The organism is Inquilinus limosus DSM 16000 (assembly GCF_000423185.1).
Taxonomy (GTDB): Bacteria; Pseudomonadota; Alphaproteobacteria; order DSM-16000; family Inquilinaceae; genus Inquilinus; species Inquilinus limosus.
In genome coordinates, this window is the sequence record NZ_AUHM01000033.1 from 1 (window position 1) to 13,437 (window position 13,437).

Here is a 13,437-nt window from a genome sequence, read left to right on the forward strand (position 1 = left end):
GCCTGGGCGGCGATGGCGCGGGCGCCCTCGGCCTCGACCATCCGCATGCCGAGCTCCGCGATCCGCGTGAGCATCTCGACCTGCTGCAGCGCGAGACTGCGGCAATAGGCCGGGACGTCGAGATCGGGAGAGGCGGCGTTCATGGAACATATCATGAACGATGGTTGGGGGTTAACGCAAGACGGCACTGCATCAACTCGCCGTCTGCCTTGCCGCAACCTGGACCGCCAAGCCGCCTCGCGACGACCGGAAGGTTCAGCGCGCGCTGTCGATGATCGAGCCGCCATCGGGGGTGAGGCTGCAGCCCGTGAGGAACTGCGCATCCCTGCTGGCGAGGAACAGGACGACCGGCGCCACATCCTCCTCCGGCGATCCGTAGCGGGCGAGTGCGTTGGCCGGCGGAGGCATATCGGCGGCGGCCGCGCCCCATGTGTCCGCGACCGGCAGGACGTTGTTCACGGTGATCCTGTCGGCGCCCCATTCGCGCGCGGCGGTCCGGGTCAGGGCGCGCACCGCCTCCTTCGCCATGCTGTAAGGGCCGTAGCCCACCAGGCCGATGACACCGGCCATCGAGCCGAAGTTGATGACCCGGCCCTCTCCGCTGGCCTTGAGATGGGGATAGCAGGCCTGCATCGTCCGCAGATAGGCGATCGGGCCGGTCTCGAAGTTGCGCTGCAACTGCTCCACCGAGAGATCGACGACCGACGACAGGACCGCAGACGGATCGAAGGCGTTGTTCACGAGGATGTCGATCCGGCCGTAGGCCGCGGCGACCTTGTCCACCGCGGCCTTGATCTGGTCGGCACCGCCGATGTCGCAGACGATGCCGAGCGCGGTGCCGCCCGCAGCCTCGATGTCGGCGACGACTCGATCGACTTCGCGGGGGTGAGCGAAAGGACAGCCACCTTCGCGCCTTCCGCCGCGAACAGCTTCGCCGTGGCACGGCCGATGCCGCGGCCGACGCCCGTGACGATGGCGACCTTTCCATCGAGGCGACCCATCTTCATCTCCATTCGATAAGGGGAGGCGCAGCTTTCGCCGCGTCAGAGCACCGCCGCCTGCACGGTGGGCGACGGGATCTCGCGGGGGGCGTTCTGCGTGGCGAAGGAGGCGATCAACAGGGCGAGGCCCACCGCCGCCGGCAGGGCGCCGCCGGGCTTGCGGACACCGAGATGCGCCAGACCGGACAGCAGCAGGTGATAGAACATGCCGGCATAGGCGAGATCGCTGAGCGCGCCGCTGACGCGCGACAGGATCGCGGCCACGCCCAGGACCTTCACGGCGATCATGACCGGCACGAGGTGGGCCGGGTAGCCGAGGCCGGCGAGCGCCTGGCGAACCCAGTCCCTTCGTGTGACGTACATGACAGCGGAAGAGAGATAGAGCAGGCACAGAAGTACCGTGCTGATCCAATATGTGTAATTCTCGGCCATAAGGTCTTCCTGGCTGCCGCTTCAGCAGCAACGTCTCCTGCATCGACTGGCTGTTTGATCTGCATGCGCGCTTTCATTTGCGCGCTCGCAGCGTGCATCGAAGATGTCGACCAGGATCGTCATCCGCAAGTAGGATGAATAAATGGCAGTTAGTATGGAAAACCAGACCATGGCCGGCGAAGAGACCAACACGCACGAGGAGATGCGGCGCGCATTCGCGCTGCTCTCCGGCAAGTGGAAGCTGGAGATCATGTGGCTGCTCAATCAGCGGGTCTACCGCTTCGGGGAGCTGCGGAAGGCCATCCCCGGCATCACCCAGCACATGCTGACGGCGCAGCTGCGCGAGCTCGAAGCCGACGGTCTGGTGTCGCGCACGGTCTTCGCGGAAGTGCCTCCCCGGGTCGAATACGAGATCACGGCGAAGGCCCGCGGGCTCGGACCGGCCATGGAGGCGCTGACGGCCTGGTGGAACGAATATGGAAAGAGCGTGCCGGCAAAGCCGAGCACGCGCGGCCGCAAGGCGAAAGCCCTTTAGACTGAGTAGCGGCCGGTGAATGGTCCCAATGGCCGCGAACAGGGGCACCGGGAATACGATGACAGCGCCCTTTTGGCGAAGTCCCGCCGCGCTGGAGTGACCCTGTCTCACGTCAGGGGTGCACTCCACTCCAGTGGAATGCACCCAATTTGTGCACTATCACCGAATTCGCCACAATCGGGTTGGTCGAAGATGTCGTCAGTGGGATGGGAGGCACTCGGGCAGTGGGGTGAAGACGCAGCCCGCATCGAACGGCTCGCGGGCGGCGTTGCCAACGACGTGTGGAGCGTGCGCGTCCGCGGGCGCCTCGCGGTCGGCCGTCTCGGCACCAGGAGCGACGCTGATCTCGCGTGGGAGACCGGGCTCCTCCAGCATCTCGATCGCGAAGGTCTGGCCGTGCCGGTGCCGATCCCGACGACGGACGGCCGGCTGTTCGCGGACGGTCTGGTGGTGATGACATATGTGGAGGGCGGACCGCCCGAGACGGAGGCCGACTGGCGTCGCGTGGCCGACACGCTCCGCCGGCTGCATCGGTTGACGCAGGGCTGGCCGCAGCGCCCGGGCTGGCGATCGTCGACCGACCTCCTGCACGCCGAGACCGGGACGAAGATCGACCTCGGCGCGATGCCGCCCGAGGGCGTTGCCCGATGCCGGGCAGCGTGGGCGCGGCTCGTCGGACGTCGGACATGCGTCGTCCACGGCGACCCCAATCCGCGCAACATCCGCATGACCGCGGATCGGGTCGCGCTGATCGACTGGGACGAGGCGCATGTCGATGTCCCCGACCTCGACCTGGTGCTGCCCCACAACGCCGCCGGCCTCGACGGCGACGCGCATGACATCGCCGCGCAGGCGTCGGCCGCATGGGAAGCCGCCGTCCGCTGGGACGACGAGTACTCGATCAAGCGGCTTGCCGAAGTTCGAGCGGTCTGAGCAGCGGCAGCGAGAGGCCGCATCGAATCCCGCCATACTTGTCACTCTTACCGCTTCGACGTCCGGCGCTAACTCTTTCTCCCGACCTGCCGGGTCGAGAAAGGAAGAGCGAGACGATGAAAGACGCCAAGCGAGAGCACCCTGCCGCGCCCAGGATCGTCGATCGCGGCACCTTCCAGGCGGAGCTGGACGCCTTGCGGGTTCGAGAGAAGGCTCATACGAGGGAAGGCGATGCCCTCGCGGCCGCCCGCCGGCGACTGCCCATGGTCGAGGTGGACGGCGCCACGCCGCTCATCGGCGACCATGGCCCGGTGACGCTGCTGGATGCGTTCGAGGGACGCCGGATCCTCATCGCCTACTACTTCATGTGGCACGCCGGCCGCCCGGCGGCGGAGCAGTGCGAGGGCTGCACCCTCTACACATCGCAGGTCCGCGAGCTGTCCTTCCTGCAGTCCCGCGACGTCACCTACGCCACGATCTGCCAGGGCCCGTACGAAGAGAGCGCCCGGTACCGCGACTTCATGGGCTGGGAGATGCCCTGGTACGCGGCCGACCGGGGCTCGCTCGAGACGCTCCTGGTCGGGCGCCGGGTGGGCATGATGCACATCGTCTGCTACCTGCGGCAGGGATCCGATGTGTTCGAGACCTACTGGACAACGCAGCGCGGCGTCGAGGTGATGGGCAACAGCTACGCCCTGCTCGACCTCACGGTCTATGGGCGGCAGGAGCCGTGGGAGGACTCGCCGGCCGGCTGGCCGCGCTGGGAGGGCGAGCACTTCTACCGCGTCGGCGACCGTCCCATCGTCCAATGGCCTCGCGTGAAGGCCGGGCATTCCGATGACCTTGGGACCGGCAGGCGGTGAACCGGAGGCGGCGGCGCCGGCGCGGCGGACTCACGACCGGCCGCTCGGGAACACGATGACAGTGCACTTCTAGCGGACTTCGGCTCGCGCTGGAGTGGCCCCGTCTCACCGCAGGGGCCCTCTCCAGTTTATGCACTGTCACCGAATTGGGATGGACCACTTGCTGCCGTGAGCAGATGCAGCGAACTATCGTATGGTACCCACGAGCCCATGAATTGACCGTCATCCCGTGCGCGCTGCGGCGCGAAGTGCCGCGGCGCAGACACGGGATCTCAGCGCGATCCAGGCCGAGATCCCGGTTCTGCGGCGCATCACTCCGTGCTGCGCCGCGCCCGGGATGACGAGTCCGACAGGCGCTCAGTAATCCCAGAAGACCGGTACCCAACGAAAGGCGTCGCCGGCGGCCGCCACCCGGCCGACGGACGGGAACGGCAGGTGGGTGGCCACCAGCAGCTCGCCGGTCCCCGCCAGCTCCTGCAACAGACGGGTCCGGACGCGGGCCGCCTCCTCGGGGTCGTGCTCGAAGCCGTTGTACCACTCGGGGTGCTCGAACCCGACCGCGAACACGAGGTCCCCGGCGAAGGTCAGCCGGTCGTCGCCGGACGCCACGCGGACCACGCTGTGCCCGGGGGTGTGGCCGCCGGTGCGATGGGCGACCACCCCCGGCGCCACCTCGTGCTTCTCGTCGAACGTCCGCAGCTGCCTGCGGTATTCATTCATGAACCGCTTGGCGGCCGACCGAAGCGCGTCCGGGAACCCCGGCGGCATGGAGACGTGGGAGAAATCGGGCGCCTCCCAGAACTCGACCTCGGCGGCCGCCACATGGATCCGCAGGTCCGGGCGCAGCCGGTCCTTCACCCCGTCGACGAGCAGCCCGCCGACATGGTCCATATGCATGTGGGTCAGCACCAAATCGGTCACGGAGGCGAGATCGATGCCGGCGGCCTCCAGCCGCTTGATCAACTGCCCGGCCCGCGGCAGATGCAGGTCCGGGTCGAAGCCCAGCCCGGCGTCGACGAGTATGGTCTGGTCGCCGCTCCGCACCACGACCACGTTCAGCGCCCAATCGAACGCGTCCGGCGGCAGGAACATGTCCTTCAGCCAGGCCGCCCGGACGGCCGGGTCGACGTTGTGGGCCAACATCGCGGTCGGCAGCGGCAGCACCCCGTCGCTGACCACCAGCACGTCGATCTCGCCGACCCGCAGCGCGTAGCGCGACGGAACCAGCTCGTCGGGCCCCGGTCGACCGGGGTGTGAGATGCTGTCCGGGCTCATATTCGTCTCCTGCTGATCGTCCCTTTTCCGATGTGTTTCACTACCCCCGTGTGCGTTGGAGACGTAATCACCCCGAGGTCTAGGTCGCGTACATCTCAGGGATATCAGGGACCGATGCGTCCGAGACGCATGCCGATGCCGGGACGGCGGCATCAGCCGTCCGCTCCTATCTCTCCGGGATCACCAGCGGGCCGCAATTGTCGTCGGCGACGAAGACGGCGAGGATCTGCGCCGGCTCGGTGGCGCTGGCGTTCTCGGCGAAGAGGTGCAGCACGCCCGGCGGCTCGAACCAGGTGGTGCCGGGGCCGTAGACCCGGGGAGGGGTGCCGGCGAGCTGCGACCGCACCGCGCCCCGGATCACGAAGGCGGTGACGGAGCCGGGATGGCGGTGCGCCGGGGTGTAGGCGCCGGGCGGGAAGTCGACCGTGGCAGTGGTGATCGACTTGCCCGGCACGCTCGGCAGCGCCTCGCAGGACAGCGGCTTCACCACCGTCGCCGGCCGGGCGCCCGGCGCCGCACCGGCTTCGGTTTGGGCGTGGACATGGGCCGGCATCGCCGGAGCGGCGGCAGGGACATCGGCCGGCCGGGTCCCCCACAGCGCCGCCAGCGCGACCGCGGCCGCGCCGCCGGCCACCAGGAGCATCAGCCGCCTCGGCTGCGGGCCGGGATGCAAAGCGGACATGGCGTTCCTCCCTCGATGAAGCCCCGGTCCCGCGAACCTATAAAGATCGTCATTGCGACCCCGGCCTTGAGCCGGGGGAAGCAATCCAGGGCCGCAAAGGCGGAGGCATGGATTGCTTCGTCGGCTTCGCCTCCTCGCAATGACGGTTCTTTTGGAGGAGAGGGACGAGTCTGATCACGAATTCGCCTCTCCTCAGCCGCGCAGCCGGAAGCCGGCGTCCCAGCCGAGCTCGCGCACCGCCTTCTCGACCAGGGCCGGGCCGCCCGGCTCGGCGACGTTGAAGACGCCGGGCCGGCCGCGGTCGACCGCCAGCAGCGCCGCCTGCGCCGCGGCGTCGACATGCACCGCGCCCGGCCCCGGCGGCGCATCGGCACCGGTGCCCGGGCCGTAGAACTGGCCGTAGCGCAGCACGATGCCCTCCAGCGGAGGGGTGTGCAGCACCTGCGTCTCCAGCGCGATCACGCCGTCGATGCTGGTCCGCCGCGGATTGTCGGGCGACCGGTCGAGCGGGTGGTCCTCGGCATAGGGCGGCGTGCCGGGCGCATAGACCCAGGCGATGCTCTGGGCGATCAGCCGGCGGGCGCCCGCCTCCCGCGCCGCGGCGACCAGGTTGCGCGTGCCCTCGCTGCGGATGCGGGCGTTGCGCGGCGCGGCCTCCGCCATGCGCGCCGGGTCGAGGCCGGGCGGCAGGTCGGTCAGCTGATGGATCACCACCTCCGGCCGCGCCGCCGCCACGGCGCGGTAGAGCGCCTGGGCGTCGAACACGTCGACCACCACCGGCTCGGCGCCCAGCCGGCGCAGCGCCTCGGCCTTGACCGGGTCGCGGGTGGTGCCGAAGACCTGGTGCCCGGCGTCGCGCAGCAGCGGCACCAGGCGGCGGCCGACGGCGCCGCTGGCGCCGGCGAGAAAGATCCGGAACGGCATCGGGTTCTCCTTGGAAATCCGGCTCAGGCCAGCGGCAGGCCGAAGCGCAGCGCGGTCGCGACCAGGCCGCAGCGGTAGTAGAAGCGGTGGCCCAGCACATTGGTCAGCGGGGTGTCGAGCACCAGCCGGGCGCAGCCGAGCGCCTGCCCCTCCCCCGCCAGCCAGTCCATCAGCCGGGCGCCGTGGCCGAAGCTGCGCTCGGCCTCGTCGGTGACCAGGTCGTCGACATAGAGATGCGGGCCGTAGACCAGGTTCTCCTGCACCCGGAAGCCGGCCAGAGCCACTGGCCTGGCGCCGCGCCACAGCGCCACCAGCCGGTACCCGGATGCGGCCTGGACGCGCCAGCGCGCCGTGAGCTCCGCCGCCGACTTCAGATGCGGCCGCAGCTGCCGCATCAGCGGCCAGCAGGCGGCGACGGCGGCCTCGTCCTCGACGGGGCGGAGATCCAAGGGATCGGCCGACATGGGCGATGGCCCTTTCCGGAGGTTCGGGATAATATCAGAGCACGAATAACATATAAGAGCTCTGATACTATGGTCAAGCGCGGCGACGGGCCGGCGATTCCGCGCCCGGGCGAAGGCAAGCGGGGCGAGGCCGGCTATTTCGGCTATCTGCTGCGGCAGGCCAGCGGCACCTACCGGCTGCGGGTCGAGCGCGCGCTGGCCGACCTGGAGGTGACGCCGCCGCAATTCACGATCATGACAATGATCGCGGCCTATCCCGGCCTGTCCGGCGCCGACCTGGCGCGGCTGACGCTGCTGACGCCGCAGACGGTCAGCGTCATCGTCGCCAATCTGGAGCGGGCCGGGTCGGTGGCGCGGCGGCCGCATCCGGTGCATGGCCGCATCCTGACCCTGGAGATGACCGACAGCGGCCGGGCGCTGCTGGCGCAATGCCGCGAGCGGGTGCTGGTGCTGGAGCGGCAGCTGGCCGCCGGGCTGTCGCCGGAGGAGGAGGCCGTGATCCGGCGCTGGCTGGCCGCCGTGGCGGCGGACGGCGGGGAGGTGGAGACTTAGAGCCGGATGAATTGAGGTCCGGTCGCGTCATGGCCTGACAGAATGTCGAGCGTCTTCGCATAGCCTCTCCCGCCGGACGCGGGAGAGGTCGGGCTCGCGCAGCGAGGCCGGGTGAGGGCTGGCCCAGGCCTCGACAAACTCCCCTCACCCGGAGCCGCTTCGCGTCTCCGACCTCTCCTCCTCGGGCTTGACCCGGGGAAAGCGGGAGAGGCAACACCTCACTGCCTCGCCGCGATCGGGATAGCCCGATCTGGCCTGAACTCATCCCGCTCTAAACCGACTGCCGGGTCAGCCGGGCGCGGAGGTAGCCGACCGCCATCACCAGCAGCAGGATGCCGCCCCAGATGGCGAGGGTCAGGTGGGTGCTGAAGCCGAGCAGGTTGAAGCCGCTGGAGATGGCCTGGAGGATGATCAGCGCCAGCACCAGCCCGCCGACCTTGCCGAAGCCGCCGAAGGGGTCGGTGCCGCCCAGCACCGCGGCCAGGATGGTGACCAGCAGATAGCTTTCGCCGTAGCTGGCATTGGCCGAGTTGAACCGCGCCATCAGCACCAGCCCGGCGACGCCGCAGAGCAGGCCGGACAGGGTGTAGGTCCAGAGCAGCATCCGCCGGGTGTCGACGCCGGAGAAGCGCGTCGCCTGCTCGTTCGAGCCGATCAGGTAGAGGTTGACGCCGAAGGGCGTGCGGTTCAGCAGGATCGCGACCGGCAGGGCGCAGAGGGCGAAGACGAAGAGCGGCATCGGCACCGGCCCGACCATGCCGTTGCCGAGGAACAGGATGCCCTCCGGAAAGCCGCCGATGACGTTGCCGCGGGTGAAGCCGATGGCGAGGCCCTTGAACAGGATCATGGTGCCGAGCGTCGCCAGGATCGGCGACACGCCGACATAGGCGATGATCACGCCGTTGACCGCGCCGCACAGCGAGGCCAGCGCCAGCCCGGCCAGCACCGCCAGCAGGATGGTGCCGCCCCCGGCCTCGGCCCCGCCGCCCTGGACCATGATCCAGCCCATCAGCAGCGCCGACAGGTTGGCGGTGGAGATCACCGACAGGTTCAGCCCCCCGCAGACCAGCGTGATCATCATCGCCAGCGCCAGCACGCCGAGCTCCGGCAGCTGGAAGGCGATCGACTGCAGGTTGGCGGCGGAGAGGAAGCGCTCGCCCACAACCAGCGAGAACACCAGCACCACCGCGACCAGCAGCAGCGCCAGCCCGGCCAGCACCGGGTCGAGGCGGAGGCCCGGGCGGCCGGCGGCAGAATCAGACGACGCCACGGCTCTTCCTCCGGCTCTTCATGCGGTCGCTGAGGGCGGTGATGCAGACGCTGACCAGGATCACGAGCCCGGTGCAGACCTGGGTCCAGTAGGAGGACACGCCGACCATGATCAGCCCGTTCTGCAGCACGGCCAGCAGCGCGATGCCCAGCACCGTTCCCAGCACCGTGCCGACGCCGCCCAGCAGGCTGGCCCCGCCCAGCACCACGGCGGCCAGCACGTCGAGCTCGCGCCCCACCAGCACGTTCGGCGCCACCTGCTGCTGCAGCTGGGCGTGGATGATGGCGGCGACGCCGGCCATGGCGCCGAGATAGCCGAACACGAACATGTGCAGCCGGCCCATGCCGAAGCCCAGGCGCTTGGCCGCCTCCGGATTGCCGCCCATGGCGTAGATCTGCCGGCCGATCGCTGTCTGGTTTAGGAGAGCCCAGGTCGCCAGCAGGGCCAGCACCAGCGCCAGCATCTGGATGGTGATGCGCAGGGTGCTGCCGTCCGGCAGCGGCAGCTGCACCAGCACGCCTTTGAAGAAGAAGGTCGGCAGGTTGAAGATCTGCTTGCCGCGCGAGAAGAACATCAGGAGGCCGAAGAACAGGTTCATCGTCGCGATGGTGACGATGATCGACGACGCCCTTAACCGGTAGACGATGGCGGCGTTGAAGAGGCCCAGCGCCAGCCCGACCGCCATCGCCACGGCGAAGACGATGGCCCAGTCCAGCACCGGCACGCCGGTCCCGGCCCGGCCGACGACGTTGAGCGCGAACAGCGCCGCCACATATTGCGACACCATGGTGGTGGCGGCGAAGGAGATGTCGATGTTGCCGGAGATCAGCACCACCAGCAGCCCCGCCGCCAGCACGCCGGTGACGGCGTAGGAGTTGGCGAGGTTCGACAGGTTGCCCAGCGTCAGGAAGTTCGGCGTGGCGAGGCCGAGGCCGACCACCGCCGCCGCGATCACCACCACCAGGTAGAATTCGGTCCGCCGCAGCAGGCGGCCGAGCAGCGGCGGCCGCTCCGCCGGCGCAAAAGTTATGGTCTCAGCCATTCACTCTCTGCCTCAGCTCAGCCTCCGTCGTCTGGTGCGGCCGGACCTCGCCGGTGATCCGCCCCTGCCGCATCACCAGGATGCGGTGGCAGTGATACAGCACCTCCGGGATCTCGTCGGAGATCATGACCACGGCCATGCCCTCGGCCGCCAGGCGCTTCACCACCTCGTAGATCCCGTCCTTGTTGGCGATGTCGACGCCGACCGTCGGGCTGTCCAGGATCAGCACCTTCGGCTTCGTCGCGATCCACTTCGCCAGCACCACGCGCTGCTGGTTGCCGCCGGACAGGGTGCGCACCGGGTTCTCCGGGTCCGACACCTTGATGTTCAGCGACCGGATGGCGCCCTGCACCTGGTCGTTGGCGGCCCGGCGCCGGATGAGCCCGAAGGCCGAGGTCAGCCGGTCGAGGATGGTGACCGTGGCGTTGCGCGCGATCGACTGCGGCAGGACGAGGCCGAGCGTCAGCCGGTCCTCCGACACATAGGCGATGCCCTGGCGGATCGCCTGCCGCGGCGACCCGATGCGCACCGGCCGGCCCTCGACCCGCACCTCGCCGGCATCGGCCGGGTTCATGCCGAACAGCGACAGCGCCATCTCGGTGCGGCCGGAGCCGAGCAGGCCGGTGATGCCCAGGATCTCGCCGCGATGCACGGTGAAGCCGATATCGGCGAATTCACCCGCCTTGCCGAGCCCCTTCACCTCCAGAACCGGCTCGGCCCGCGTGGCGCCGGGGTCCAGCACGTCGTAGTGGAACTCCTTCCCGGTCATCAGGAAGGCCATGCGCCTGGCGTCCATCTCCGCCGCCGGCCAGGTGCCGACCTTGCGGCCGTCGCGCATCACCGTGACCCGGTCGGCGATCTCCATCACCTCGTCCAGGCGGTGGCTGACGAACAGGGTGGAGATGCCGTGGGCCTTGAGGTCCAGCACCAGCCGCAGCAGGGCGTCGACCTCGGTCCGGGTCAGGGACGCCGTCGGCTCGTCCATGATCACCAGCTTCGCGTCGGCGGCGAGCGCCCGGCAGATCGCCACCAGCTGGCGGCTGGCGATGTTGAGCGACCCGACCAGCGCCTCGGGGTCCAGCCGGACGCCGATCCGCGCCATCGCGGCCTTCGCCGAATCGCGGATCGCGGCCCAGCGCGCCGGGGTGAAGCTGCGGCCGACATGGTGGCCGATGCCGATGTTCTCGGCCACGGTCAGGTTCGGGAACAGCGATAGGTCCTGGTAGATCACCTGGATGCCGCGGCGCACCGATTCGACCGGGGTCAGGTGCCCGATCGCCTCGCCGCCGATGGCGATGCGGCCGCCCGGCTCCGGCGCCAGCACGCCGGCGATGATCTTGATCAGCGTGCTCTTGCCGCAGCCGTTCTCGCCGACCAGGCAATGCACCTCGCCGGCGGCGAGATCGAAATCGACCTCGCGCAGGGCATGCACGCCGCCGAAGCGCTTGCCGATGCCCTGGAGGTCGAGGAGCAGATCCGTCATGCGGGGCGACCGACTTCCATCGAGGGGTGGCACTTTGCGTCGCCCCTCCCGCCCGAGAGACCTTTCAAGAAACCCCACCGTCATTGCGAGGAGGCGAAGCCGACGAAGCAATCCAGGGGCCGGTGCGAACGGCCCTGGATTGCTTCGCTGCGCTCGCAATGACGGTGTTGGGAATTCGGAAAAGGTCCTTCAAACGGGAGGGGCCACACAAACCAGCATCAGACCGGCCTCACAGCCCGGCGTCGATCAGCTTGTCCACCGTGTCCTTGTTGATGTGCAGGATCAGGTTGGCGCGGATGTTGTGCGTCGCCGGGTCGACCGCGACCTTGCCGACGCCCGGGATCTCCATGCCGTCGGTGATCTCCTTCTTGTCCAGCACCAGCTTGGCCACCGCCATCATGGCGTAGCCGGCGTCGATCGGGTTCCACAGGAAGCATTCCTGCACCACCTCGTCGGCGATCAGCGCCCGGCCCGGGCTGGGCAGGCAGGTGCCGGTGACGAACACCTTGCCCTGCATGCCGCGCTCGCGCACCGCGTTGCCGGCGCCGATCGGGCCGTTCGAGCCGAAGCCGATGATGCCCTTCAGGTTCGGATAGGCGGTGATCGCGTCCATCGCCACGCGGTAGGCGCTGTCGACCTCGTCGGCGCCCGGGAAGCGGTCGGTGACCAGCTTCATCTTCGGGTACTTGGCCTTCTGATAGGCGATCGCCGCGTCGGCCCACTGGTTGTGCAGCGGCGTGGTCAGCGTGCCGACCATGACGATGTACTCGCCCTCGCCGCCCATCGACTGGGCCAGCTTCTCCATCTGGACCTCGCCGAACTCCTTCGAGTCGATGAGCTCGATGTTCCAGGTCTTGGTCTTCTGCTCCGGCGCCTCATGGGTGATGATCGGGATGCCCGCGGCGGCGGCGCGCTGCAGCACCGGCTCCATCACGTTGACGTCGAGCGGGATCAGCCCGATGGCGTCGACCTTGCGGGCGATCAGGTCCTCGACCAGCTTCACCTGCTGCGCCGGGTCCACGGTGTTGGGGCCGACCATCGAGGCGTCGAGCCCGAACTCCTCGCCGCCCTTCTGGATCCCCTGCTCCACGGCGTTGAACCAGGGGATGCCGGCGATCTTCACCACCGTCACCACCTCCGGCTTGTCCTGGGCCGCCGCCGGGCCGGCGAGCAGCGCGGCAGCCAGCGGCAGGGCGTATCTCAACAACTTCCTGGTCACGTTGCGGCCTCCCATCGACCTGTTTTGATCCGGCGGAATCACCGGGTTAGATCCGACAAATGTTCGGTTTGAAAAACATTTGAAGTCAAGGGGAGGACTCAGCGGCTGAAGGATGCAGTCCGGGACCGTAGCCGGCGGCGAGCACGGCGACGCTGGGCAGCGGCGTCAGCAGCCCGACCGGCCCGGCCGGCGGGCGCGGCCGGGCCTCGGCATAGCCCGAAGGGGTCCAGCGCCGCAGGCTGCCGCCCAGCACCAGCCAGGCGCCGCCCGGGTCGTCCGCCAGCGCCACCATCGCCCCGTCCGGCAGGTCGGAGATCGGCTGCCGGACCGTCCGCTGGCGTCGGGTGGCGGGGTCGATCCGCGCGGCGTGCAGCACCCGGTCCATCGCCTCGGCCCGCGGCGGGTCGGCCAGGCCGTGCGCCCGCATCCAGGCCGCGCGCCAGGCGTTGTAGGCCTCGCGCCGGCATTCTGCGCAGGGCCGGTGGCCGGCGGCGATCGCCACCGCCTCATCCAGGAAGAACAGATGGGTCCAGCGGCCCGGCTGCATCACCGGGCGCCACCGGCCCTTGAACTGCAGGCGGCAGCAGATCCAGCGGGTGGTGGACCAAGGCCGGCGGATGCGGCCCTCCGCGTCGTGGATCACGCCGCGATTGCCCAGCACGGTGCCGCGGGCGGGGTCGGCGACGATCTCGCCGAAGGGCGTGACGCGGTTGCGATAGGCCATGCGGCCATCATGGCATGGCCGCCATGCCCGGCCAGCGG

14 protein-coding genes and 1 pseudogene are annotated in these 13,437 nt (G+C 69.3%); 4 read left to right on the top strand and 11 right to left on the bottom strand.

All coding sequences use genetic code 11. The features are described from left to right. Nucleotides 1–255: 255 nt before the first annotated feature. A pseudogene (locus G537_RS39570) lies at nucleotides 256–1,013 on the bottom strand (SDR family NAD(P)-dependent oxidoreductase). A 30-nt stretch (nucleotides 1,014–1,043) separates the two neighbouring features. After that, nucleotides 1,044–1,433 carry a DoxX family protein gene (locus G537_RS0123840; protein ID WP_026872247.1) on the bottom strand — a complete coding sequence of 130 codons (390 nt, stop codon included), beginning with the start codon at nucleotides 1,431–1,433 and terminating at the stop codon, nucleotides 1,044–1,046. 154 nt (nucleotides 1,434–1,587) lie between these two features. Here G537_RS0123840 and G537_RS0123845 point away from each other — a divergent pair, with 154 nt between their 5' ends. The 3 genes from G537_RS0123845 (at nucleotide 1,588) to G537_RS0123855 (ending at nucleotide 3,764) form a co-directional block, all read left to right on the top strand. After that, a complete protein-coding gene (locus G537_RS0123845; protein WP_026872248.1) occupies nucleotides 1,588–1,968 on the top strand; it encodes a winged helix-turn-helix transcriptional regulator in 381 nt (126 codons plus the stop codon). 192 nt (nucleotides 1,969–2,160) lie between these two features. Continuing rightward, a complete protein-coding gene (locus G537_RS0123850; RefSeq protein ID WP_211230486.1) occupies nucleotides 2,161–2,901 on the top strand; it encodes a phosphotransferase enzyme family protein in 741 nt (246 codons plus the stop codon). Nucleotides 2,902–3,017: 116 nt separating this feature from the next. Next, nucleotides 3,018–3,764 carry a DUF899 family protein gene (locus tag G537_RS0123855; protein ID WP_026872250.1) on the top strand — a complete coding sequence of 249 codons (747 nt, stop codon included), beginning with the start codon at nucleotides 3,018–3,020 and terminating at the stop codon, nucleotides 3,762–3,764. A gap of 357 nt (nucleotides 3,765–4,121) precedes the next feature. Here G537_RS0123855 and G537_RS0123860 read toward each other — a convergent pair whose 3' ends face one another. From G537_RS0123860 to G537_RS0123875, 4 genes are all read right to left on the bottom strand, one after another. Further along, a complete protein-coding gene (locus G537_RS0123860; protein ID WP_026872251.1) occupies nucleotides 4,122–5,039 on the bottom strand; it encodes an MBL fold metallo-hydrolase in 918 nt (305 codons plus the stop codon). A gap of 166 nt (nucleotides 5,040–5,205) precedes the next feature. After that, entirely contained in the window at nucleotides 5,206–5,721 is a 516-nt protein-coding gene (locus tag G537_RS0123865; protein ID WP_026872252.1) for a cupin domain-containing protein, read from the bottom strand. A 192-nt stretch (nucleotides 5,722–5,913) separates the two neighbouring features. Then, a complete protein-coding gene (locus G537_RS0123870) occupies nucleotides 5,914–6,645 on the bottom strand; it encodes an NAD-dependent epimerase/dehydratase family protein (RefSeq protein ID WP_026872253.1) in 732 nt (243 codons plus the stop codon). Nucleotides 6,646–6,668: 23 nt separating this feature from the next. Beyond that, on the bottom strand, nucleotides 6,669–7,094 hold the full coding sequence (locus G537_RS0123875; RefSeq protein WP_211230487.1) for a GNAT family N-acetyltransferase: 426 nt from the start codon (nucleotides 7,092–7,094) through the stop codon (nucleotides 6,669–6,671). 84 nt (nucleotides 7,095–7,178) lie between these two features. Between G537_RS0123875 and G537_RS0123880 the strand changes: the two genes are divergently transcribed. Continuing rightward, the gene (locus tag G537_RS0123880) at nucleotides 7,179–7,661 is read left to right on the top strand and encodes a MarR family winged helix-turn-helix transcriptional regulator (RefSeq protein WP_026872255.1); all 483 of its coding nucleotides are present in this window, start codon (nucleotides 7,179–7,181) and stop codon (nucleotides 7,659–7,661) included. Nucleotides 7,662–7,932: 271 nt separating this feature from the next. Here G537_RS0123880 and G537_RS0123885 read toward each other — a convergent pair whose 3' ends face one another. The 5 genes from G537_RS0123885 to G537_RS0123905 form a co-directional block, all read right to left on the bottom strand. Continuing rightward, nucleotides 7,933–8,931 carry an ABC transporter permease gene (locus tag G537_RS0123885; protein WP_081689002.1) on the bottom strand — a complete coding sequence of 333 codons (999 nt, stop codon included), beginning with the start codon at nucleotides 8,929–8,931 and terminating at the stop codon, nucleotides 7,933–7,935. Next, nucleotides 8,918–9,973 carry an ABC transporter permease gene (locus G537_RS0123890; protein ID WP_064742201.1) on the bottom strand — a complete coding sequence of 352 codons (1,056 nt, stop codon included), beginning with the start codon at nucleotides 9,971–9,973 and terminating at the stop codon, nucleotides 8,918–8,920. The genes G537_RS0123885 and G537_RS0123890 overlap by 14 nt, the downstream gene beginning before the upstream one ends. Next, nucleotides 9,966–11,456 carry a sugar ABC transporter ATP-binding protein gene (locus G537_RS0123895; protein ID WP_026872258.1) on the bottom strand — a complete coding sequence of 497 codons (1,491 nt, stop codon included), beginning with the start codon at nucleotides 11,454–11,456 and terminating at the stop codon, nucleotides 9,966–9,968. The genes G537_RS0123890 and G537_RS0123895 overlap by 8 nt, the downstream gene beginning before the upstream one ends. Before the next feature lie 229 nt (nucleotides 11,457–11,685). Continuing rightward, complete coding sequence (locus G537_RS0123900; protein ID WP_211230488.1) at nucleotides 11,686–12,675, bottom strand: substrate-binding domain-containing protein; 990 nt, start codon at nucleotides 12,673–12,675, stop codon at nucleotides 11,686–11,688. Between the two features lie 85 nt (nucleotides 12,676–12,760). Then, the gene (locus G537_RS0123905; RefSeq protein WP_026872260.1) at nucleotides 12,761–13,399 is read right to left on the bottom strand and encodes a hypothetical protein; all 639 of its coding nucleotides are present in this window, start codon (nucleotides 13,397–13,399) and stop codon (nucleotides 12,761–12,763) included. Nucleotides 13,400–13,437 lie beyond the last annotated feature (38 nt).

What these genes read in the sequence shown, in the direction of transcription:
- G537_RS0123840 (WP_026872247.1), bottom strand. Translation starts at nt 1,433, where the DNA reads ATGGCCGAGAATTACACATATTGGATCAGCACGGTACTTCTGTGCCTG.
- G537_RS0123845 (WP_026872248.1), top strand. Translation starts at nt 1,588, where the DNA reads ATGGAAAACCAGACCATGGCCGGCGAAGAGACCAACACGCACGAGGAG.
- G537_RS0123850 (WP_211230486.1), top strand. Translation starts at nt 2,161, where the DNA reads ATGTCGTCAGTGGGATGGGAGGCACTCGGGCAGTGGGGTGAAGACGCA.
- G537_RS0123855 (WP_026872250.1), top strand. Translation starts at nt 3,018, where the DNA reads ATGAAAGACGCCAAGCGAGAGCACCCTGCCGCGCCCAGGATCGTCGAT.
- G537_RS0123860 (WP_026872251.1), bottom strand. Translation starts at nt 5,039, where the DNA reads ATGAGCCCGGACAGCATCTCACACCCCGGTCGACCGGGGCCCGACGAG.
- G537_RS0123865 (WP_026872252.1), bottom strand. Translation starts at nt 5,721, where the DNA reads ATGTCCGCTTTGCATCCCGGCCCGCAGCCGAGGCGGCTGATGCTCCTG.
- G537_RS0123870 (WP_026872253.1), bottom strand. Translation starts at nt 6,645, where the DNA reads ATGCCGTTCCGGATCTTTCTCGCCGGCGCCAGCGGCGCCGTCGGCCGC.
- G537_RS0123880 (WP_026872255.1), top strand. Translation starts at nt 7,179, where the DNA reads ATGGTCAAGCGCGGCGACGGGCCGGCGATTCCGCGCCCGGGCGAAGGC.
- G537_RS0123890 (WP_064742201.1), bottom strand. Translation starts at nt 9,973, where the DNA reads ATGGCTGAGACCATAACTTTTGCGCCGGCGGAGCGGCCGCCGCTGCTC.
- G537_RS0123895 (WP_026872258.1), bottom strand. Translation starts at nt 11,456, where the DNA reads ATGACGGATCTGCTCCTCGACCTCCAGGGCATCGGCAAGCGCTTCGGC.
- G537_RS0123905 (WP_026872260.1), bottom strand. Translation starts at nt 13,399, where the DNA reads ATGGCCTATCGCAACCGCGTCACGCCCTTCGGCGAGATCGTCGCCGAC.